This window comes from Ensifer adhaerens, from assembly GCF_002007205.1.
Classification (GTDB): domain Bacteria; phylum Pseudomonadota; class Alphaproteobacteria; order Rhizobiales; family Rhizobiaceae; genus Ensifer; species Ensifer adhaerens_D.
Window position 1 is genome coordinate 1004976 of the sequence record NZ_LAZS01000005.1, and the last position, 22089, is coordinate 1027064.

The 22089-nt window shown below is 61.7% G+C and carries 19 protein-coding genes; 12 read left to right on the top strand and 7 right to left on the bottom strand.

Annotated features, from left to right (window positions below; translation table 11 throughout):
• Positions 1–77 precede the first annotated feature (77 nt).
• A complete protein-coding gene (locus XB14_RS08670; protein ID WP_077961206.1) occupies positions 78–1136 on the top strand; it encodes a glycosyltransferase family 4 protein in 1059 nt (352 codons plus the stop codon).
• Between the two features lie 43 nt (positions 1137–1179).
• Here the strand turns inward: XB14_RS08670 and XB14_RS08675 are convergent, their stop codons facing one another.
• Genes XB14_RS08675 through XB14_RS08685 form a run of 3 tightly spaced genes read right to left on the bottom strand, consistent with a single transcriptional unit; the run spans position 1180 to position 3511 of the window.
• Positions 1180–2202 (bottom strand): glycosyltransferase, encoded by a 1023-nt coding sequence (locus tag XB14_RS08675; RefSeq protein ID WP_077961207.1) that lies wholly within the window; start codon positions 2200–2202, stop codon positions 1180–1182.
• Between the two features lie 7 nt (positions 2203–2209).
• Positions 2210–3031: a glycosyltransferase family 2 protein gene (locus XB14_RS08680; protein ID WP_077961208.1), complete on the bottom strand. Its 822-nt coding sequence runs from the start codon at positions 3029–3031 to the stop codon at positions 2210–2212.
• Positions 3032–3040: 9 nt separating this feature from the next.
• Positions 3041–3511 carry an Lrp/AsnC family transcriptional regulator gene (locus XB14_RS08685; protein WP_043614306.1) on the bottom strand — a complete coding sequence of 157 codons (471 nt, stop codon included), beginning with the start codon at positions 3509–3511 and terminating at the stop codon, positions 3041–3043.
• Between XB14_RS08685 and XB14_RS33145 the strand changes: the two genes are divergently transcribed.
• The 4 genes from XB14_RS33145 to XB14_RS08700 all read left to right on the top strand — a co-directional run bounded on the left by XB14_RS33145 (position 3419) and on the right by XB14_RS08700 (position 7642).
• The gene (locus tag XB14_RS33145) at positions 3419–3793 is read left to right on the top strand and encodes a hypothetical protein (protein WP_179119519.1); all 375 of its coding nucleotides are present in this window, start codon (positions 3419–3421) and stop codon (positions 3791–3793) included. The two genes, XB14_RS08685 and XB14_RS33145, sit on opposite strands and share 93 nt — an antisense overlap.
• A 367-nt stretch (positions 3794–4160) precedes the next feature.
• Positions 4161–5135: a thioredoxin-disulfide reductase gene (trxB, locus tag XB14_RS08690; RefSeq protein WP_077961209.1), complete on the top strand. Its 975-nt coding sequence runs from the start codon at positions 4161–4163 to the stop codon at positions 5133–5135.
• 116 nt (positions 5136–5251) lie between these two features.
• Positions 5252–6148, top strand: a complete 897-nt coding sequence (locus tag XB14_RS08695) for a LysR family transcriptional regulator VtlR (RefSeq protein ID WP_043614622.1) — start codon at positions 5252–5254, stop codon at positions 6146–6148.
• 690 nt (positions 6149–6838) lie between these two features.
• Positions 6839–7642 (top strand): aminoglycoside phosphotransferase family protein, encoded by an 804-nt coding sequence (locus XB14_RS08700; protein ID WP_077961210.1) that lies wholly within the window; start codon positions 6839–6841, stop codon positions 7640–7642.
• 2 nt (positions 7643–7644) lie between these two features.
• Here the strand turns inward: XB14_RS08700 and XB14_RS08705 are convergent, their stop codons facing one another.
• Positions 7645–8214, bottom strand: a complete 570-nt coding sequence (locus XB14_RS08705; protein WP_077961211.1) for a helix-turn-helix domain-containing protein — start codon at positions 8212–8214, stop codon at positions 7645–7647.
• A 37-nt stretch (positions 8215–8251) separates the two neighbouring features.
• Between XB14_RS08705 and XB14_RS08710 the strand changes: the two genes are divergently transcribed.
• Positions 8252–8761 carry a GNAT family N-acetyltransferase gene (locus XB14_RS08710; RefSeq protein ID WP_077961212.1) on the top strand — a complete coding sequence of 170 codons (510 nt, stop codon included), beginning with the start codon at positions 8252–8254 and terminating at the stop codon, positions 8759–8761.
• Between the two features lie 165 nt (positions 8762–8926).
• Positions 8927–9814, top strand: coding sequence for a lytic transglycosylase domain-containing protein (locus XB14_RS08715; protein WP_234804035.1), 888 nt, complete (start codon positions 8927–8929; stop codon positions 9812–9814).
• A gap of 280 nt (positions 9815–10094) precedes the next feature.
• Here the strand turns inward: XB14_RS08715 and XB14_RS08720 are convergent, their stop codons facing one another.
• A complete protein-coding gene (locus XB14_RS08720) occupies positions 10095–11108 on the bottom strand; it encodes an NAD(P)H-binding protein (protein WP_077961214.1) in 1014 nt (337 codons plus the stop codon).
• Positions 11109–11200: 92 nt separating this feature from the next.
• Here XB14_RS08720 and XB14_RS08725 point away from each other — a divergent pair, with 92 nt between their 5' ends.
• A complete protein-coding gene (locus XB14_RS08725; RefSeq protein ID WP_077961215.1) occupies positions 11201–12130 on the top strand; it encodes a LysR family transcriptional regulator in 930 nt (309 codons plus the stop codon).
• A gap of 140 nt (positions 12131–12270) precedes the next feature.
• On the opposite strand, the gene gyrA is transcribed toward XB14_RS08725, so the two are convergent.
• The gene (gene gyrA, locus XB14_RS08730; protein WP_077961216.1) at positions 12271–15051 is read right to left on the bottom strand and encodes a DNA gyrase subunit A; all 2781 of its coding nucleotides are present in this window, start codon (positions 15049–15051) and stop codon (positions 12271–12273) included.
• Positions 15052–15472: 421 nt separating this feature from the next.
• Here gyrA and XB14_RS08735 point away from each other — a divergent pair, with 421 nt between their 5' ends.
• The gene (locus tag XB14_RS08735; protein WP_077961217.1) at positions 15473–16102 is read left to right on the top strand and encodes a MarC family protein; all 630 of its coding nucleotides are present in this window, start codon (positions 15473–15475) and stop codon (positions 16100–16102) included.
• 106 nt (positions 16103–16208) lie between these two features.
• Here XB14_RS08735 and XB14_RS08740 read toward each other — a convergent pair whose 3' ends face one another.
• Positions 16209–16766 carry a single-stranded DNA-binding protein gene (locus tag XB14_RS08740; RefSeq protein WP_077961218.1) on the bottom strand — a complete coding sequence of 186 codons (558 nt, stop codon included), beginning with the start codon at positions 16764–16766 and terminating at the stop codon, positions 16209–16211.
• A 279-nt stretch (positions 16767–17045) separates the two neighbouring features.
• Here XB14_RS08740 and uvrA point away from each other — a divergent pair, with 279 nt between their 5' ends.
• The 3 genes from uvrA (at position 17046) to XB14_RS08755 (ending at position 21560) form a co-directional block, all read left to right on the top strand.
• Complete coding sequence (uvrA, locus tag XB14_RS08745; RefSeq protein ID WP_077961219.1) at positions 17046–19967, top strand: excinuclease ABC subunit UvrA; 2922 nt, start codon at positions 17046–17048, stop codon at positions 19965–19967.
• Positions 19968–20130: 163 nt separating this feature from the next.
• Positions 20131–20700 (top strand): hypothetical protein, encoded by a 570-nt coding sequence (locus XB14_RS08750; protein ID WP_077961220.1) that lies wholly within the window; start codon positions 20131–20133, stop codon positions 20698–20700.
• Positions 20701–20756: 56 nt separating this feature from the next.
• The gene (locus XB14_RS08755) at positions 20757–21560 is read left to right on the top strand and encodes a DUF72 domain-containing protein (RefSeq protein ID WP_077961221.1); all 804 of its coding nucleotides are present in this window, start codon (positions 20757–20759) and stop codon (positions 21558–21560) included.
• Positions 21561–22089 lie beyond the last annotated feature (529 nt).

Genomic DNA, 22089 nt, shown 5'->3' on the forward strand with positions numbered 1-22089 from the left:
CCAAGGGGCGAAGCCTGCCTTCGCCCCGTTTCTCCTTTCATAAAGACGATCGTTGCTCGCGCAAGGAGTGCGCTGTCGTGGCCGATATCCGGAACGTCGAGGTCATCGCTCCCAATTTCAAGCGCCGCCTCTCAGGCGTGACGTCCACCATCATCCAGTTGATTCCGATCCAGCGTGCGCTCGGCGAAAAGATTGCCGTGCTTGGCCCGGGTTTGCCTGACACCCTGCCCTCGATCCGCTTCCGCGACCTTTTTCGCCTGTGGAGCGCACCGGACGGACGGCCCTGCCGGGTCTGGCATGCGCGCCGCAACGTCGAGATGCTGCCGGCGATCGTGCTGCGCGATCTCCTCGGCATGAAGCTGAAGATCGTCTTCACCTCCGCATCGCAGCGCCGCCACACCGGCTGGAGCAAGTTCCTGATTTCCAGGATGGATGCGGTGATCGCGACCAGCGGCAAGACCGCCGCCTATCTCCAGGTGCCGAACACCGTCATCCTGCATGGTATCGACACGAAACGTTTCCAGCCACCGGCGGATGGCGTCGCGGCCAAGGCCGCGCTCGGGCTCGATCCGGCGCAAAAACATGTCGGTTGCTTCGGGCGGGTCCGTAAGCAGAAGGGTACCGACCTCTTCGTCGACAGCATGATCGCGCTATTGCCCTGCCGGCCCGGCTGGAGCGCCATCGTCGCCGGGCGCGCGACCGGCCCCCATGTCGCCTTCGAGAACGAACTGAAGGAACGGGTCGCAAAGGCTGGCCTTACCGACCGCATCCGTTTCGTTGGCGAGCACACCAACATTCCGGACTGGTATCGTGGTCTTGATCTTTTCATCGCGCCGCAGCGCTGGGAAGGTTTTGGCCTGACGCCGCTCGAAGCGATGGCGACGGGCGTGCCTGTCGTCGCTACCGATGTCGGCGCGTTTTCCGAGCTGGTCGTGGTTGGGGAGCAGGAAACCGGGACAGTGATCGCCGCCAACGACCTGCAGGCCATGGTCGAGGCGACAGCCGGTTTCATGGACGACGATCGTCGCCGGACTTTGGCTGGCGCCAACGGCCTGGGGCTGACCCGTGCCTCCTTTGCGATCGAGGGCGAGGCCCGCGCCATCAACGCCGTCTATGAACGGCTGATGCGTTCCTGACCGGCCGCCCCCACGCCACGGCAGCCGCGGGCTCGAGCTCCCCTTAGCGCTTCGAAGCGAAGAGCTTCAGGTAGGCGTCGGTAATCGCCTGCTTCGAGAACTGGTTCATCAGCGTCTCGTGGCCGCGTTCGGCAAGACGTTCACCCAGGGACGTATCGCTTGCGATGCGGTCGATGGCATGGGCAAAGCCGTCGGCGTCACCGATATCGACCAGCAAACCGTTCTCGCCGTCGCGCATGAACCATTGCGGCCCTTCCGAGCGACTGGAAACCACTGGCGTCCCTTGCGCCCAGGATTCGAGGACCACATTGCCAAGCGGCTCATGGCTCGATGCCATGACGAAGATGTCCGAAGCGGAAAGGAATGGCCGCGTATCCTTCTGCCAGCCGGCAAAACGCACGCGCTTCGCCACGCCGAGATCGGCGGCGAGCTTCTCCAGGTTTGCCCGCTCCTCGCCGTCGCCAACCAGCCAGAGATAGGCGTCCGGCACCTTGGCGATCGCCTGGATCAGCGTGTGGAAGCCCTTGCGCGGGACGAAGCGCCCCATCGACATGACAACCGGCACGTTCTCCGGCGTGTCGAGCGTGGCGCGGCTGATCGGCGCCACCCGTTCGGTACCGGTGAAATTCGAGATGACTTCGACATCGCGCTTCCAGCCGATCTTGCGCACATGCTCGGCAATGCCCGGGGTGTTGCAGACGAGGCAATCGGTGTTGCGGAAGTAGTCGAGACGCAGCGGATAATCGCCGAGACGCGAGATCTTGATGCAGCCCTTGTAGTTGGGCATCAGGCGGCTGGCGCGCGGCATCCAGGCAAAAAGCGCATCCGGCTTTTCGCGGCGCGCCATGCTGCTGACCTTCATCGGCAGGAGGATCCGGTCGAGCGACAGGTTGCGGAAATTGCTTTCGATGATGCGTGTCGCACCCTCGATGTCCTTCTTCCAGATACGACCATGGCGGATGACCGAGGTCTGCTCGACGCCACGCTCGGCGAGCGCGTTGACCAGGTGGACGAAGAAACGCTCAGCGCCGCCGTCCTTGCCGAAATGAAAATGCATGACTTTCATGAAAACCTCACGGCTTGCTGGCGCGCCGATCCATGTCGTCATGGTTCGGGTGCCGCTTGAGCGCGTGCCTCTGATAGATCTTGGCGGCGGTCAGGAAAGCGTACACCGCTCCCGTCATCGCCTCAATGAAGCCTGGAAAACCGCAGCGCCACAGGCCGTTGCGGAAATAGAGCCTAAGGAAATAGAGCGGCGGGCTGAACAGCATTTTGTAAGGGCGCGCGGACTTGCCGGCGGCGAACTGCTGGTCGGCCTTGAGCGTCGAATACTTGTTTTCCTTGAGGATCTGCTCGTCGATGATCAGCGGCCGATAGTGCAGCAGGCTCCCCTTGGCCGCTGCCCCGACGGCGCCATCCGGCACGATCCCCTCATGGACTTTCTGATTGAGATCGTATCCTCCCCTGCCCTGGCGGATCAGCCGCAGGTTCCGCCGCTCGTGAGCCCGCTCCGGTGTGTAGCCGTAGCCGATGAGGTAGGGCCGGCGCGCGACGCGCCAGCCGACCGTCTCCGCCGGCGCATCGAGCAGCGACGGCAGCAATGCCTTCAGCGGCTCGTCGAGACGCTCGTCGGAATCGATGTTGAAGCACCAGGGCTGCGTGCACTGATCGAGAGCGAATTGCTTCTGACCGGCATAACCGCGCCAGGGTTCATGCAGGAAACGGATCGGCCAGCCCTTGTCGATGTAGGACTGCACCAGCGCCGGCGTCCCGTCGGTCGAGCCGGAATCGACGATCACGATTTCCGCGCATTGCTCGAGGCTCTCGATGCAATTGCCGAGATAGGCTTCTTCGTTCTGGCAGATGATGAAGGCGGAAAGCGGAAGCTTGCTCATGGGCGGGCCTTAGATCTGAACGAGGCCGATGTCCTTGACCTGGCGAATGGTCAGCATCGTGCGCACCGTGTCGACCCGTTCGTTGGCCGTCAGCACTTCGATGACGAAATCCTGGAAAGTCGTCAGGTTCTCGGCGACACAATGCAGCAGGAAGTCGCTTTCGCCGGAAACCGTCCAGGCCTGCCGGACGATCTGCCATTCGGCGGTCGCTGCCGCGAAAGCCTTGAGGTCGGCCTCCGACTGGCGCTTCAGGCCGACCATGCAGAAGGCGACCAGATCGAAGCCGAGCGCCGGTGCGTTCAGGAGCGCGTGATAGCCCTTGATGACGCCGGTCTCTTCGAGCTTGCGTACACGGCGCAGGCACGGCGGCGCGGAGATACCGACCCTTTGGGCGAGATCGACATTGGTCATCCGGCCATCACGCTGGAGCTCGCGAAGGATCTTGAGATCGATAGCGTCGAGCTCGACTTGTTTCGTCATGAACGTTCGTCCTTTTTGCGTGGTGACTTTGTGCGCGAGGGCAAAGTCGAAAACCTGTGTCTGCTGATGGTGAGGTCGCCCCCAATGGCGGACGCGTCGACTGATGTGTCCCTATCCCGGCGCAGCCGCGATCATCTCGGTCGAGATTTTCGGCAGGGCGCGCTCGTCAAGGGCAAGGTCGTCTCGAGTCGGTGCGTGGCCGAGCGCAGCGCGTTCGCGGTGGAACCAAGCACGGCCGGCATTCAACCCCATATGCTTCTCCAGCAAAGTGAATCCGCGTGAAATATCGTCAAACCCGCTGGACAACAAGCAGCCCCGCCGACTATTCGCGGGAAAATGGCGTGACCCGCGCCCGAGGAGCCGCAAAAATCGCCAGCCACGGCCGAAAGCGGCGCAAGCTTGGCCCTTTGCGGCGCGGCCTCAGCGCTCGCGGCGCGTGGCTCGGCAAATCGGATCCCGTCGCCATACCTGGTGCACAAACGCGTCATCTGGTGGCAAAACTGGGCTCGGCGCTCAAGCACTTGTGTGTATCAAGGCGGACGCCCTTGAAAGTCGTGGTAGGGAATACCTAAACTATGGAACTATTTCCCATTGACGCAATGGAATCGGACGAGAGCGTTTCCTCTCCCCGTGAGCGAAGGACAAGACTATGACTGCCCGTCACGTGAAAGTGCTGATCATCGGCTCCGGCCCGGCTGGCTACACGGCTGCCATCTATACGGCGCGCGCCCTGCTCGAGCCGGTGCTGATTGCCGGCCTGGAACAGGGCGGCCAGTTGATGATCACCACGGACGTGGAAAACTACCCGGGCTATGCCGATCCGGTTCAGGGCCCGTGGATGATGGAGCAGATGCTGAAGCAGGCGACCCATGTCGGCGCCGAGATCGTCAACGATCTCGTGACCGATGTCGATCTGTCGGTTCGTCCGTTCCGCATCAAGACCGACAGCGGCACGGACTGGACGGCGGACGCTCTGATCATCTCCACCGGCGCAAAGGCCAAGTGGCTCGGCATCGAGACCGAGCCGACCTTCATGGGCTTCGGCGTCTCGGCCTGCGCCACCTGCGACGGCTTCTTCTATCGCAACAAGGACGTGATCGTCGTCGGCGGCGGCAACTCGGCCGTCGAGGAAGCGTTGTATCTCTCGAACCTCGCCAAGACGGTCACCGTCGTTCATCGCCGCGATTCCTTCCGCGCCGAGAAGATCCTGCAGGAGCGCCTGTTCTCGAAGTCGAACGTCAAGGTGATCTGGGATCACGAAGTCATCGAATATCTGGGTACCCCGGCCAAGCCGCCGATGCCCGCTTCGGTCAACGGCGTGAAGCTGCGCAACACCAAGACGGGCGAAACCTCCGACATGGTCACCGACGGCGTGTTCGTCGCGATCGGCCATGCGCCGGCGGTTGAACTTTTCAAAGGCAAGCTTCGGCAGAAGTCCAACGGCTATCTGTGGACCGCGGCCGATTCGACGGCGACCGACGTGCCCGGCGTTTTTGCCGCAGGCGACGTGACGGACGACATATACCGTCAAGCGGTTACGGCGGCGGGCATGGGCTGCATGGCAGCGCTTGAGGCCGAGAAATACCTGGCGGGTCATATGCCCGTCGCAATTGCAGCCGAATAGAAGCTGCGAATCGGGGTGGTGCCGCTGAGGCACCTCGCCCGTGTGGGAACAGATGCATCAGCCACGCCCGGAGGACAGGATCCCGTCTTCCGGAGTGGTTTGTTATGGGGGACTTCATGTCGCTGGACTGGGACAAACTGCGCATTTTTCACGCGGCGGCCGAGGCTGGGTCGTTCACCCATGCGGCAGACAAGCTTCATCTTTCGCAGTCCGCGATCAGCCGGCAGGTGAGCTCGTTGGAGCAGGACGTTGGCATCAAGTTGTTCCACCGCCATGCGCGCGGCCTGATCCTCACCGAACAGGGCGAGATCCTCTACCGTACGGCGCATGAAGTGCTGATGAAGCTCGAAAGCGTCAAGGTCCAGCTCAGCGAGACCACCGACAAGCCGAGCGGCAAGCTGCGCATCACCACGACGGTCGGTCTCGGCCAGGGTTGGCTCACCGACAAGATCCAGGAATTCATGTCGCTGCATCCGGAGGTGCAGGTCCAGCTCATCCTCGACAACGAGGAACTGGACGTGAACATGCGCCACGCCGACTGCGCGATCCGGCTGCGCCAGCCGCAGCAGTCGGATCTCATCCAGCGCAAGCTTTTCACCGTGCACATGCACGTCTACGCCGCGCCGTCCTACATCAACAAATACGGCGAGCCGCAATCGGTCGAAGACCTCGACAACCACCGCATCATCACCTTCGGCGAGCCAGCGCCGAACTATCTGCTTGACGTGAACTGGCTCGAAATCGCCGGCCGCGATTCCGACAATCCGCGCGTGTCGCACCTGCAGATCAACAGTCAGACCTCGATCAAGCGCGCCTGCCTGCTCGGCATCGGCGTCGCCATGCTGCCCGACTATATCGTCGGCCGCGACCCCGGACTCATCCAGCTGCCGATCAGCGCCGACATCCCGTCCTTCGATACCTATTTCTGCTATCCGGACGAGATGAAGAACGCCGCCAAGCTCAAGGTCTTCCGCGACTACATCGTCGCCAAGGCCCGAAACTGGAACTTCTAGGCCGCACTGGCGAATGCTCATTTTTCGAGCATTTCCTCAACGGATCGCCAAGCATCTGTTTTTACTATGATATCACGAATGCGTCGCCCTTATTGTGCGGCGCGTTTTCATTGTGCGATGCAGAAATAGGCAGGGATGCGCACATGACATGGCTGTCATGCATATAAAATGATTGTTGCGCGCCCAAAAAAGCAGCATACCAAACTCAGCTGATGCATCTTTGGTGGCTTCTCCTCCCAGTGCCACCGCAGCAGCTGTTCCCCTCTGGAGGTTTAATTACCTTCACAACTTATAAGGGCCCAAGTCATCTTGTGGCCCTCTTTTTTTGTCTACTATCAGACACAGCGAGTGGTGACGAAAATCACAGCCGGCTATTGAAAGCCGATACTTCGCTTCCCATATTAAAATGCAGCTGATGCATTCTTGGTGGCTTCTCCTCCCCGCCACCGCATTAGCTGTTCCCCTCTGGAGGTTCTCATTACCTTCACAACTACAAGGGCCCAAGTTTTCTTGAGGCCCTCTTTTTTTGCCTGCACGGCGGCGATCCCGGTTCTTTCCACCTCAATCGCCGCGCAACCGTGCCGTGAACACGCCCCCTGTTTTCCCACCCCTTGAACGGGAACATCGTAAAACCCACATGGCCAAAGGTCCCGTCCTCCGACGGAATCCCTCCTCGGAAAATTTCTCTCAATGTTTCAGCCCTATTTCGAAAAATGGTCATTGCACGCCGATGGCGAGGCTATCGTTACACCCTCCAGCCATCTCTATCCCGTCCGCTATCGTAACCAATTGGCGATGCTGAAAGTCGCGCAGGATCCCGAAGAGAAGTTCGGTCGCCTGCCGATGGTCTATTGGAACGGCCAAGGCGCGGCGAAAGTCTATGAATGGGACGCGGACGCCGTCCTGATGGAGCGTACCGACAGCCAGCGCAACCTGTTCCACATGGCTATGACGGGGAGCGATGAGGAGGTCACGCGCATCATCTGCCGCGCGGTCGCAGAGCTCCACGCGCCACGTTCGACCCCCGTTCCTGCGGACCTCGTCCCGCTCGACCAGTGGTTCGCCTCCCTGGAAACGGCTGCTCCCGCTCAAGGCGGACTGTTTGCACGCGCACTCGATGCGGCAAATATCCTCTTTGCCGATCCCGAACCACCTGTCGTGCTGCACGGAGACGTCCATCACGCCAATATTCTCGATTTCGGCGAGCGTGGCTGGTTGGCGATCGACCCGAAACGGGTTCTCGGCGATCGCGGATACGACTATGCCAACCTCTTCTGCAATCCGGAACTGCCCCTGGTCACGGCTCCGGGCCGGCTGCAACGGCATCTGCCTGTTGTCGCCGAGGAGACGGGCCTTCACCCGCGCCGCATCCTCAACTGGGTGCTGGCCTATGCCGGGCTTTCCGCGGCCTGGTTCCTGGAAGACGATGACGATTTCGGCGTCGAAAGCGACCTCACCATGGCTCGGATCGCCATCGCCGAACTCGACCGCTAAGCTCAGCCGGTCCTCAGGAGGACGACGGCGTAGATACAGGTCTCGCTGCCGGTATTGCGGAAGACGCAATCCTGCGGCGGGCCGAGTTCCAGGCAATCCCCCGCGTCGAGCGCATGGGTCTCCGGTCCTTCGACGAAGGTCAGGCTGCCGGCGCTCACCCATATCCATCGACGATGGAGCGCGTAGGCCGATGCCGGAATCGGCACCTCAGCGCCTGCAGGAAGTTCGACCTCCACGAGCTCGAGCGGCAGGTCCGACATCGGCGAGACGTGGCGTCGGAGATAACCGGTTTGCGGATCGCGCCACACCGCCTGATCCTCGCGCCGCGACAGCCTGCCCTGGCTCATTTCCGCGCGTGCGATCAGGCTGGACATGGTGAGCCCGAAGGCGCCCGCAAGCTTTGCAAGCAGGGTCGCCGTCGGGCTGCTGTCCCCGCGCTCGACCTTGTGGACCATCGCGCGCGAGACGCCCGAGCGCTCTGAGAGCTCGCTCAGCGACCAGCCGCGCGCTTCCCTTTCGAGACGAATTCGTTCACTGAGCCGTTGATCCAGGCTATCTACTTTAGTATTCATAGCGTAGTCATATAGTGAACGAATGCGAGGAGCAAGCATGCTGATCCGGGCGGCCATCCCAGACGATCTGCCAATCATCTGCGAGATCTACAACGACGCGGTGGCGAACACGACGGCCATCTGGAACGAAACCGTGGTCGATGTTGCCAATCGAGCTGCCTGGCTGAAGGCGCGGCAAGACGCGGGCTACCCAGTGCTGGTGGCGGTTTCCGACAATGGCGACGTCGTCGGCTATGCCTCCTTCGGCGATTGGCGCGCCTTCGACGGCTATCGCCACACGGTCGAGCACTCCGTCTATGTGCACAAGGATCGGCGCGGCGGCGGCATCGGCCGGAAACTCATGGTCGCGCTGATCGCCGAGGCCGAACGGCTGGGCAAGCATGTGATGATCGCCGGAATCGAGTCCGAGAACACGGCATCGATCCGCCTTCATGCCCAACTGGGTTTTGTCGACACCGGCCGTCTGCGCGAAGTCGGCACGAAGTTCGGGCGCTGGCTCGACCTGACCTTCATGCAACTGGTGCTTCCGACAGGCTCGCCGCGCTAGGCCGCGATATCCGCCGCGACAATGGCCGTTTGTCGAGGCGACCGGAGATGCTATGAACGCGCAAGGATTGTTTTCTGGAAACACCGCAACGTGGGTCTTCGACGCAAGGTACGATCGGGCGCTTGGGCACGTGTCGCGAGAGCGGCGCTGGCGCTGGCCGTCAGCATTCCCGCTTACGCAGCAGTTCCCGCGGCCGCTCGTATCGATGACCTCGTCTCTCCACCGAAATGCGTCTATTCCGGGCGGTCGGCCGCCGACCCAGCGAAAGCTCTCTGCATCAGCAAGGAAAATTTCGCCCGGGACATCTGCGGCGTCATTGATCACTATGCAACGGTGAACGACCTGCCGGCGGCCTTCTTCGCCCGCCTGATCTGGCGCGAAAGCCTGTTCCGGCCGAATGCCGTCAGCCCCAAGGGCGCCGAGGGCATCGCGCAGTTCATGCCGGGGACGGCGAAGATGCGCGGCCTCAACAACAGTTTCGATGTCGTCGAGGCGCTCGGCAAGTCGGCCGAATATCTGAACGAGCTCAAGTCGCGCTACGGCAATCTCGGCTTTGCCGCTGCCGCCTACAATGCCGGCGAAAACGGGCTGGAGCGGTTTCTCGAGGTCGATTGGCTGCCGGCCGAAACGCGCAACTACGTGCTGGCGATCACCGCCTATAGCGTCGAGGACTGGCGCGACAATCCACCGAAAATTCTCGATCTGACGCTCGACAAGAACAAGGACTTTATCGACGGCTGCGTGGCGCTCGCCAGCACGCGGCGGCTTCGCGACATCGAGGTGATAGACGAAGCGGAATGGGCGCCCTGGGGCGTGCAGCTTGCGGCACACTTTCAGAAGTCCGTGGCACAACGGCTGTTCGTGCGTGCGGTCAAGCGCTTGCCGGAAACGATCCGCAGCGAGAAGCCGCTGCTGCTCAGGGAGCGCAATGCCAGCTTCGGCCTCAGGATCCGCTACGCCGCCCGCATCGGCCGCGAGACCCAGGCGGACGCAAACAAGCTTTGCGCCTCCATCCGCAAGAGCGGCGGCGCTTGCCTGGTCTTCCGGAACTGAGTTTCGCGCTAAACCTCGAGCGAGCCCGACGGCCAGCGCAGCGGGGTCTGGCCGATCGCCGTTCTTGTCTGCTCCTGCGATCGTGCATGGGCCTCGAATACTCGCCGAACCGCGCGGCCAGCACAATTTCGCGATCGGTCAGCGCCGATAGCTGTTCGGGCATGATCCCATCCGCGAGCACCTCACTCCTGCGGCGAAGCATCTTCAAAGGGAAGCGGTGGGCAGAGGCTACTGCAGAACGCCTCACCGACCGCCTGTTCGAAATCGATCCAGGACATCATTAGCGCATTGCGATCGCCTGCGGACGAGTGATCGCCTGCCGGTTGTCCCAGCAGCCAAGGCCGCGCAATGTTGTTGCGACCGCCTCGTCGATCGGCGTATGCGGCTCTTCTCCGAGAACAGCCAGAAGTCGTTCGTTCGGCATGCGCAGGGGCTCGCGCCAAAGATGACGCATCTCGCGCAGTTCCCGAAAGAGCGGCATGAAAGGCGAGGCCAAGGTAATCAACCACCAGGGAAATGCTCGAACCGGGAGGGCCGGCTTGCCGACCGCGCGCCGTATGGCTTCGATCATCCCCGTCCCATTGCGGTCGAGGAAGCCGCGCATGTGGTAGACGGCAAAGCGCGGCAACTGGTCCTTGCTCTCCACCAGCCGGATCATCGTTTCGGCGACATCGGGCAGATAGGCCCATTGATGCGCGATGCCTTCGCGCCCCGGATACGAGATCGCCGTCAGCGGTTTGCCCGGCTTCACCAGCCCTTGCGAGAACCAGTTGTTGGCAGCGCCGGGACCGAAGAAATCCCCTGCCCGTACGATGATCACCCTGACGCCAGCTTCGGATGCCTGCTTCAGGCGCAGTTCCATTTCCTTGCGAATTCTCCCCTTGTCGGTATCGGGGTTTTGCGGCGCGTCCTCCGTCAGCACGGGAAAGGCGTCCCGGCCGAAATTATAGATCGTTCCCGGCAAGAGAATGGATGCGCCCGTGGCTTTGGCCGCGGCGATCGTGCTGTCGAGCATCGGAAGCACCAGGGTGCCCCAATTGCGGTAACCGGGCGGATTGACGGCATGCACGATCAGATCGACCCCTTCGGCCGCGGCGCGAACCTCACGCGCGTTCATGGCATCGCCTTGCCGCCAGTCGAAAGCCGGCTCGGTTTGCGCTGCCTTCCCGGCGTTTCGGTTCAGGGCGCGCACCTGCCAGCCGCGCTTGTTGAGCCCGCGCGCGACGGCACTGCCGATGCCACCCGTTGCCCCAAGCACCAGCACGCTCTTTGTTCTTTTCTCACTCTCGGTCATGTCACGCTCCATCCGTTTCGATGAAGACAGCATCACGTATGAACGAGCTAAACGGAATTGCCGAAATATCTTTGCCAGCTATACTGAAATATATGAGCAAGTCGGATTTGAACTGGGATTTCTACAGAACGTTCCTTTCGGTGCTGCAGCAGGGATCGTTGTCGGCAGCCGCCCGCGAACTCGGCCTGACGCAGCCGTCCGTCGGTCGACACGTGGACGCCATGGAAGGTGCACTTGGCTATCCGCTCTTCGTACGCTCGCCGCACGGTCTGATGCCGACCGATGCCGCATTGGCGCTCAAGCCCTATGCCGAAACGCTGGCCGCGACCTCGGCCGCCCTGCTGCGGGAAGCCTCCAGCCAACGCGAGACGGTCAGTGGTACCGTGCGCATCAGCGCCAGCGAGGTCATCGGCATCGAGGTCCTGCCGCCGATCCTGGCGGACCTGCACGCCGCCTATCCGGAACTGACGATCGAACTCTCCGCCTCGGATGCGGTCGAGGATCTGTTGCGACAGGAGGCCGATATCGCGGTGCGCATGGTCGCGCCCGCACAGGATGCGCTGATCGCCCGACATATCGGCGCGGTTCCCTTGGGCTTTCATGCGCATCGCCGCTACATCGAGCGGCGCGGCATGCCGCAGGCACTGACCGATCTCGCCGGTCACAGTCTGATCGGTTACGACCGCGAGACCGCTGCGATCCGGGCGATCATCGCCCGCTCCCCGGAACTGCCGGCCGCACGCTTTGCGCTGAAGGCGGACAGCAACCTTGCCCAATTGGCCGCAATCCGCGCCGGCTTCGGCATCGGCATTTGCCAGAACGGGCTGGCGGCGCGCGACCCTGCTCTTCTCCCGGTGCTGCCGGGCCTGTTCGAAATGAAGCTCGATACCTGGCTTGTCATGCACGAGAACCTGAAGACGGCGCCGCGCTGCCGCGTCACCTTCGATGCGCTTGCCAAGGGACTGCGCGACTACATTCGCAGCGCCCCGTCCGCGGCCAAAGGCGGCGCCCCCTCCGCCTAGCCCGGCGACTATGCATCAAGCAGCGTCGCCGCTGCGGGCTCTTTCCTTGGAGCGCGCGTAACACGCCCAGCCCACCCCAATAAAAAAAGCCCGCCAAAATGGCGGGCTTTCAACTTCAAGGCGTTTCTATCGCGTGGCGATTAACCCTCGGATTCGGCTGGCGTTTCCGGCGCGCCGTTCTCGACGGCTGCCTCTTCGCCTTCCTCCTCGTCGCTCTCCGGCTCGCTGATACGTTCGACCGAAACGACCTTCTCGTCCTTGGCGGTCGAGAAGATGGTGACACCCTTGGTGGCGCGGCTCGCAAGCCGGACGCCATTGATCGGCACGCGGATCAACTGGCCACCATCGGAGACGAGCATGATCTGATCGTTGTCTTCGATCGGGAAGGCCGCGACGAGTACACCGATTTCCGTCGTCTTCGAGGTATCGGTGGCGCGGATGCCCTTGCCACCGCGGCCCGAGGTGCGGAAATCGTAGGACGACGAGCGCTTGCCGAAGCCTTTCTCCGAGACCGTCAGCACGAACTGTTCGCGCGCTTTCAGCTCGTCGAAGCGCTCGTTCGACAGTTCGCCACCATCGGTGACTTCCTCGCCCACCAGCGCGATTTCTTCCTCGTCGCCGTTGGTCGCGCGCCGCTCGGCGGCTGCGCGCTTGAGATAGGCTGCACGCTCCCATGGTTCGGCGTCGACATGGCCCAGGATCGCCATCGAGATGATGCGGTCGCCATCGCCGAGGTTGATGCCACGAACGCCGATCGAGTTGCGGCCGGCAAAGACGCGCACGTCGTCGACCGGGAAGCGGATGCACTGGCCGAGCGCCGTCGTCAGCATGACGTCGTCATGCTCCGTGCAGGTGTCGACGGACAGGATCTCGTCGCCCTCTTCCTCGAGCTTCATCGCGATCTTGCCGTTGCGGTTGACCTGGACGAAGTCCGACAGCTTGTTGCGGCGAACCGTGCCGCGGGTCGTCGAGAACATGACGTCGAGGTTTTCCCAGGTCGTCTCGTCCTCGGGAAGCGGCATGATCGTGGTGATGCGTTCGCCGGGTTCCAGCGGCAGCATGTTGATCAGGGCCTTTCCGCGCGATTGCGGCGTGCCGATCGGCAGGCGCCAGACCTTCTCCTTGTAGACAATGCCACGGGAGGAGAAGAACAGAACCGGCGTATGGGTATTGGCGACGAATAGCCGGGTAACGAAATCCTCGTCCCTGGTCGCCATGCCCGAGCGCCCCTTGCCGCCGCGGCGCTGCGCCCGGTAGGTCGTCAGCGGTACGCGCTTGATGTAGCCGAGGTGCGAAACCGTCACGACCATGTCTTCACGGGCGATGAGGTCCTCATCGTCCATGTCCGGACCGCCTTCCATGATCTCGGAACGGCGCGGGGTGCCGAACTCGTCACGGATGGCGATGAGCTCGTCCTTGACAATCGTCATGATGCGCAGGCGCGACGACAGGATGTCGAGGTAATCCTTGATTTCCTCGCCGATCTTGTTGAGTTCGTCGCCGATTTCGTCGCGGCCGAGTGCTGTCAGGCGCTGCAGACGCAGATCGAGGATGGCGCGGGCCTGCTCTTCCGAGAGGTTGTAAGTGTTGTCGTCGTTGATCCGGTGGCGCGGATCGTCGATCAGACGGACGAGGCTCTCGACGTCATGCGCTGGCCAACGGCGCTCCATCAGCTGCTCGCGCGCTGTCTGCGGATCGGGCGCATGGCGGATGAGCTTGATGATTTCGTCGATATTGGCAACCGCAATGGCAAGACCGACGAGCACGTGGGCGCGGTCGCGCGCCTTGCGCAGCAGGTACTTCGTGCGCCGGCTAACGACTTCCTCACGGAAGGAGACGAAAGCGCGCAGCATGTCGAGCAGCGTCATCTGTTCCGGCTTGCCGCCGTTCAGCGCAACGATGTTGCAGCCAAAGGAGGTCTGCAGCGGCGTGTAGCGATAAAGCTGGTTCAGGATGACGTCGGCGTTGGCGTCGCGCTTCAGTTCGATGACGACGCGGTAGCCCTGACGGTCGGATTCATCGCGCAGATCCGAGATGCCCTCGATGCGCTTCTCGCGCACCAGTTCGGCCATCTTCTCGATCATCGTCGCCTTGTTCACCTGGAAGGGGATCTCGGTGATGATGATCTGCTCGCGGTCGCCGCGCATCGGCTCGACATGGGCGCGTCCGCGCATGATGACGGAGCCGCGGCCGGTCTCGTAGGCCGAGCGGATGCCGGAGCGGCCGAGGATCAGCGCGCCGGTCGGGAAGTCCGGACCCGGAATGATTTCCATCAGCTCCGGCAGTTCGATCGCCGGATTGTCGATCAGCGCCATGCAGCCGTTGATGACTTCGACGAGATTGTGCGGCGGGATGTTCGTCGCCATGCCGACGGCGATACCGCCGGCGCCGTTGACGAGCAGGTTCGGGAACTTCGCCGGAACGACTGACGGCTCGCTCAGGGTGCCGTCGTAGTTGTCGCGGAAGTCGACCGTTTCCTTGTCGAGATCGTCGAGCAGCGAATGCGCGGCCTTCTGCAGGCGGCATTCGGTGTAGCGCTCGGCCGCCGGCGGGTCACCGTCGACGGAGCCGAAGTTGCCCTGGCCGTCGATCAACGGCAGGCGGAGCGACCAGTCCTGCGCCATGCGTGCCAGCGCGTCGTAGATCGCGGCGTTGCCGTGCGGGTGGTACTTACCCATCACGTCCCCGGTGACGCGGGCGCACTTGACGTATTTCTTGTTCCAGTCGATGCCGAGCTCGCTCATCCCGTAGAGGATACGGCGATGCACGGGTTTCAGACCGTCACGCACGTCGGGAAGCGCGCGGCTGACGATAACGCTCATCGCGTAATCGAGATAGGACCGCTGCATTTCCTCGATGATGGAAATCGGCTCGATGCCTGGCGGAGTTTTTCCGCCGCCGGGAGTGCTTTGCTCAGTCAATGGTGATCACGATCTTTGTTCAGAATCAGTCGGATATTTATAGCGGATTGCCACCGGAAGCGCCAATTTGCGGCCCTTGGCGCCTCTTGCCCGCCAGACTGTGAAGATGTCCCTGTAACGCTTTGATTCGCTGCACGATTCGCTCGATAGGCCGCCCCGGGCCCGATGAGCCGCACAGCAGTTGTGAACAGTCTTTTGCCGCCGGAGCAGGCTTTTCTAGGGCATCGCGCGCGAAATCGGAAGACCCCGGCCGACAATCACCGCGACGGCGCCGGATTGCGCCCCGCTTACGGCAAGCGAATGCTCATTAAGTCATTGCTGAGACTTTGATTGCCGCCCTCTTCCCAAGCCCGTGCCGCTTGCCTAACAATGCCGTCATGCCACCGGGAAAACCCGGGGCGAAATCCGGAAGGGGAAACGGATGTTCAATGTCGACCTCCTGGTCAATGCGCTCACCACGCTTCTCGTCACGCTCGATCCACCCGGCCTTGCGCCGATTTTCCTGAGCCTGACAGTCGGCCTCAGCCGGCAGGAGCGCTTTCAGGTAGCCACCCGCGGCTCGCTGATCGCCTTCTTCATTCTCGCGGCCTTCGCGCTCTTCGGCAACAGCATTCTTGGCCTGCTCGGCATCTCGATCGGCGCCTTCCGCATCGCCGGCGGTCTGCTGCTCTTCTGGATCGCGTTCGAGATGATTTTCGAGAAGCGGCAGGAGCGCAAGGAGAAGACCGGCGAGAATGCGACGGTCAAGGATCACATCCACAATATCGCGGTCTTTCCGCTGGCCCTGCCGCTGATTGCCGGCCCAGGCGCGATATCTGCAACGATCCTGCTCGCCGGCTCGTTTCCGACCGCTGTGGAGCGCACGCAGCTCTTGATCGTCATCGCGCTGTCGATGTTCAGCGTGTTTCTGGCACTGGTCATTGCCGAACGCGTCGATCGCTTCCTTGGCGTTACCGGCCGCGCCATTCTCACCCGCCTGCTCGGCGTCATCCTGGCAGCCCTTGCAGTGCAGTTCGTCGTCGACGGGGTCAAATCGGCAATGGCACTTTAAGATCGCGCAGCCACGCGCCGTCTTCGCCGAGGACCAACGAAGAAACCAAAAAAAACGCCACGTCCGCAGGGCGTGGCGTTTTTCGTCAATGCAAATCGGCTTGCGATCAGAACGGAATGTCGTCGTCCATATCGCGCGAGAAGCCGCCGCCCTGGCCGCCCTGTCCACCCTGGCTGCCGCCCGAACGGCCGCCGCCCGAAGACTGGCGCGGCTGGTCGTAATCGTCGTAGCCGCCGCCACCGAAGTTGCCGCCGCCGAAGTCGCCCGCACCACTGCCACCGCCACGGCTGACGCCGGAACCACCGCCTTCGCCGCGACCGTCAAGCATCGTCAGCGTCGAGCCGAAGCCCTGCAGCACGACTTCCGTCGAGTAGCGGTCGTTGCCGTTCTGGTCCTGCCACTTGCGGGTCTGCAGTGCGCCTTCGATATAGAGCTTGGCGCCCTTCTTCACATATTGCTCGACAACCTTGCAAAGGCCCTCGTTGAAGACCACGACCGTGTGCCATTCGGTCTTTTCCTTGCGCTCGCCGCTGTTGCGGTCGCGCCAGGTCTCGGAGGTTGCGATGCGCAGGTTGGCGATCGGCCGGCCGTCCTGCGTGCGCCGGATTTCCGGGTCTGCCCCGACATTTCCGATCAAGATCACCTTGTTGACGCTTCCAGCCATGTTGCTTTTCCCGTGGTTTCACCGGGCCATGGACCCGGCTTGGAATTTCAAGAGCGCGTATCTTAGCGGCCTGTTGCTGCTGATACGCCCCGCCTCGCACATAATCCACAAAAGTTTTGGTCGTTTTATGGGCGATTTGTTCTTTATTTGTTCTAGTATTTGGCTATGATCCTGTCAACCGACTCGAATTGGCCGCCTCATTTGCCGATTGCGCCTCGACATGGGCGCTAGCGTCATTACATAGGGGGCTTTCAACCGACATGCAAAAGCTGGCTTCCGATGAGTGAACTCAAGACCCTCTCCATTCGTGGTGCGCGCGAGCACAATCTGAAAGGCATCGACCTCGATCTGCCGCGCAACAAGCTAATCGTGATGACCGGCCTTTCCGGCTCGGGCAAATCGTCGCTCGCCTTCGATACGATCTATGCCGAGGGCCAGCGCCGTTATGTCGAGAGCCTGTCGGCCTATGCGCGCCAGTTCCTCGAAATGATGCAGAAGCCGGATGTCGACCAGATCGACGGCCTGTCGCCGGCAATCTCGATCGAGCAGAAGACGACCTCGCGCAACCCGCGCTCGACGGTCGGTACCGTCACCGAAATCTACGACTACATGCGCCTGCTCTTTGCGCGCGTCGGCGTTCCCTATTCGCCGGCGACGGGCCTTCCGATCGAGAGCCAGACGGTCAGCCAGATGGTCGACCGGGTGCTTGAATTCGGCGAAGGCACGCGCCTCTACATCCTTGCGCCGCTCGTGCGCGGCCGCAAGGGCGAGTACAAGAAGGAACTCGCCGAACTGATGAAGAAGGGCTTTCAACGCGTCAAGGTCGACGGCACCTTCTACGAGATCGCCGAGGTTCCGGCGCTCGACAAGAAATACAAGCACGATATCGACGTGGTGGTCGACCGCGTCGTCGTCAGGCCGGATTTGGCCTCGCGCCTGGCCGACAGCCTGGAGACTTGCCTGACGCTCGCCGATGGGCTCGCCGTTGCCGAATTCGCCGACAAGCCTTTGCCGCCCGAAGAAACCGCCGCCGGCGGCTCGGCCAACAAGTCGCTCAACGAAACCCATGAGCGCGTGCTGTTTTCGGAAAAGTTCGCCTGCCCGGTTTCCGGCTTTACGATCTCCGAGATCGAGCCGCGGCTGTTCTCCTTCAATAACCCCTTCGGCGCCTGCCCGACCTGCGACGGTCTCGGCAGCCAGCAGAAGATCGACACGGCGCTGATCGTTCCGGAAGAACACCGGACGCTGCGCGATGGCGCGATTGCGCCCTGGGCCAAGTCTTCCTCGCCTTATTACAACCAGACACTTGAAGCGCTCGGCAAGGTGTTCGGCTTCAAGCTCGGAAACCGCTGGGATGAACTGTCGTCTGCAGCGCAGGATGCGATCCTGCACGGAACGGAAGAAAAGATCGTCTTCCATTACGAAGACGGCGCCCGCTCCTACAACACCACCAAGAACTTCGAGGGCATCGTGCCCAATCTCGAGCGCCGCTGGAAGGAAACCGACAGCGCCTGGGCGCGTGAGGAGATCGAGCGCTACATGTCGGCCGCCCCCTGCCCGGCCTGCGCCGGCTTCCGCCTGAAGCCGGAGGCGCTCGCGGTCAAGATCCATGCGCTGCACATCGGCCAGGTCACCGAGATGTCGATCCGCGTCGCACGCGACTGGTTCGAGGCGCTGCCGGCGCATCTCAATGCCAAGCAGAACGAAATCGCCGTCCGTATCCTGAAAGAAATCCGCGACCGCCTGCGCTTTCTCAACGACGTCGGTCTCGAATATCTGAGCCTCTCACGCAACTCCGGCACCTTGTCGGGCGGCGAAAGCCAGCGCATTCGCCTGGCCTCGCAGATCGGCTCGGGCCTGACCGGCGTTCTCTACGTGCTCGACGAACCGTCGATCGGCCTGCACCAGCGCGACAATGCCCGCCTGCTCGAAACGCTCCGTCATCTGCGCGACATCGGCAACACGGTGATCGTCGTCGAACACGACGAGGACGCGATCCTGACGGCCGACTATGTCGTCGATATCGGTCCGGCCGCCGGTATCCACGGCGGTGAAGTCATCGCCCAAGGCTCGCCCTCCGACATCATGGCCAACCCGAAATCGCTGACCGGCAAATATCTCTCCGGCGAGCTTTCGGTGACCGTGCCCTCGGAGCGCCGCAAGCCGAAGAAGAAAAAGGAAATCACCGTTGTCGGCGCGCGCGCCAACAACCTGAAGAACGTCACTGCTTCGATCCCGCTCGGCGTCTTCACCGCCGTCACCGGGGTTTCCGGCGGCGGCAAGTCGACGTTCCTGATCGAGACCCTCTACAAGGCCGCCGCTCGCCGCATCATGGGTGCGCGCGAAAACCCGGCCGAGCACGACCGCATCGACGGCTTCGAGCATATCGACAAGGTGATCGACATCGACCAGTCGCCGATCGGCCGCACGCCGCGCTCGAACCCGGCGACCTATACCGGCGCCTTCACGCCGATCCGCGACTGGTTCGCCGGCCTACCGGAGGCAAAGGCGCGCGGTTATCAGCCGGGCCGCTTCTCCTTCAACGTCAAGGGCGGCCGCTGCGAGGCCTGCCAGGGCGACGGCGTCATCAAGATCGAGATGCACTTCCTGCCGGATGTCTACGTCACCTGCGACGTCTGCCACGGCAAGCGCTACAACCGCGAAACGCTCGACGTGCATTTCAAGGGCAAGTCGATCGCCGACGTGCTCGACATGACCGTCGAGGAAGGTGTCGACTTCTTCGCCGCCGTCCCCTCGGTGCGCGACAAGCTGGTGACGCTGAACCAGGTCGGCCTCGGCTATATCAAGGTCGGCCAGCAGGCCAATACGCTCTCGGGCGGCGAGGCGCAGCGCGTCAAGCTCGCCAAGGAACTGTCGAAGCGCTCGACCGGCCGCACGCTTTATATTCTGGACGAGCCGACCACCGGCTTGCATTTCCATGACGTAGCCAAGCTTCTTGAAGTTCTGCATGAGCTGGTCAACCAGGGCAATTCGGTCGTCGTCATCGAGCACAATCTCGAAGTCATCAAGACGGCGGACTGGGTCATCGACTTTGGTCCGGAAGGCGGCGACGGCGGCGGCGAAGTCATCGCCAAGGGCACGCCGGAAGAGGTCGTCAAGGAGAAGCGCTCCTACACCGGTCAGTTCCTCAAGGAGCTTCTGGAGCGGCGGCCGATGAAGAAGGTCGAGGCGGCAGAGTGAAACGTTTATGAGTAGTTCCGGTGGTTCTGATGCGTCAGAGAGTTGTGATGGTCAGGTCCTCCGTGAGGTGAGCTCAGCTCTTTCGCGTCTTTCCGATCGGAGACTTCCAAGTATTGAAGTTGAGGGCCCCTTCCTCCGTTCGAAGCTGGCGTGGAAGATTGCTGTGTACCAGCAAGCGATGCTGTATCGGCTTGTTTCATTGGGAACTGGTGCAATCCGTGCATGCGACTCTGATGAAGTACTCATGGGAATACTCGCAGCACGTGCGTTCATAGAGACGGTTTCGGTATTTCAAGACTTTATTTCAAGGATAGAGCGCCACCTCGACCGCGAAGACCTGGAGGAAATAGACGGCCTCGTAATGGGGAAGACCTTTTCGACGCGTGATGCGGAAGCCGTTAGAGAAAATCCGAGATTTAGATCAACGAACGTTCTAACCTCTATTGAGGCTTTGGATCGCATTTTTCCTGGGGTACTTCGACACTACAATCTACTTTCTGAGCGGTGCCATCCAAACACTATGGGACACCATCAGTTCTTTGCGACTACAGATCGGATTACTCGAACGGTAACGTTCTCAGAGAAAAAACGCATTCGACCTGAACGCGCCAGCGCGATGGCCGGCGTCATGCTCGCGATTTTCGCGGAACAGTTAATGGATAAACTTGACGGCTTGATCGCGCGAACGGCGGACTTACAGCACAGCATTAATCCAGTAGCTCAGGGTAAATGATCCGTTCCGTTCTAACGCGACAATCGACGATGTTCAAAACAAAGTAGGAGGATGGCATGGCAAAATCCGGAAAGATCCGTGTTGGTATCGGCGGCTGGACCTTCGAGCCCTGGGAAGGCACCTTCTATCCCGAGACGCTGGCGAAGAAGCGGCAGCTCGAACATGCGGGCAAGGAGCTGCGGGCGATCGAGGTGAACGGCACCTATTACTCGTCACAGAAACCAGAGACCTTCGCCAAATGGGCGTCGGAAGTGCCTGACGATTTCATCTTTTCGCTGAAGGCGAGCCGGTTCGTCACCAACCGCAAGGTTCTCTCGGAAGCCGGTGAATCCATGGAGCGATTCCTGACGCAGGGGCTCACCGAGCTCGGGCCGCATCTCGGCCCCATCCTCTGGCAGTTCGCACCGACGAAGAAGTTCGACCCTGAGGATTTCGAGGGTTTCCTGAAGCTTCTGCCGGAGAAACAGGACGGCTTGCCGCTCCGCCATGTGGTCGAGGTCCGCAACCCGACCTTCCAGTCTCCGGATTTTGTCTCGCTTCTGGAGAAATATAAGGTGGGCGTCGTGCTCGCCGAGCATGCGGACTATCCGATGATCGCCGATGTCACTGCCGATTTCGTCTATCTTCGCCTGCAGAAGGGCAGCGACGATATCAAGACCTGCTATGCCGCCGACAAGCTCGACCTTTGGGCCGAGCGCGCCAAGACCTTTGCCGCGGGCGACGAGCCGAGTGGACTGGAGAAGAGCGCGCCTGACCGCAAGGCCGACAAGGAGCCACGCGACGTGTTCGCCTTCTTCATCACCGAAGGCAAGGTGAATGCGCCGAACGGCGCGCGCGAATTGCAGAAGCGCGTCGATTGACACCCAATGGGCCAGGTGCGCGCGGACGCGTCTGGCCCCTTAAGGCGCATCCACGCCCCTGGATCCCATCGCGCCTCGGGTCAGGTCTGTCGCGGGGCCTTTGACTTCAGCCATGCCGGGCGGTGTTGGCGTCGGTTGCGAACCAAGCACCGGTGCTACGGGACCGCTAAAAAACGAATCACCGTGCCACCCCATATCGCTTTCTCTGATGCAACCGAGCCTACCGTAAGGGACAGTTTTTATGCGGGTTTTTACCCGTCAAAATTTCGTTTGCGTGCCGACCGTTGCGTCAGTCTCACAGGCAACCTCCGGAAGTGCCTGATTTTCATGGCATTGGCCGATGTCCCCGTTTTCCACAGCCGGTCCACACAACATCTAGGGCTCAAACTTCCGTCACAAACCACCCCTTGACGCCCCCGGACGATTCACGGTTAATGGATCTAACGTTGCAACGGCGGCGGACCGGATTGTTCAAGTCCCGGTTCCTCTCCCCAAATCGGCGGTTCTGACAGGCGGCAGTCATGGATTT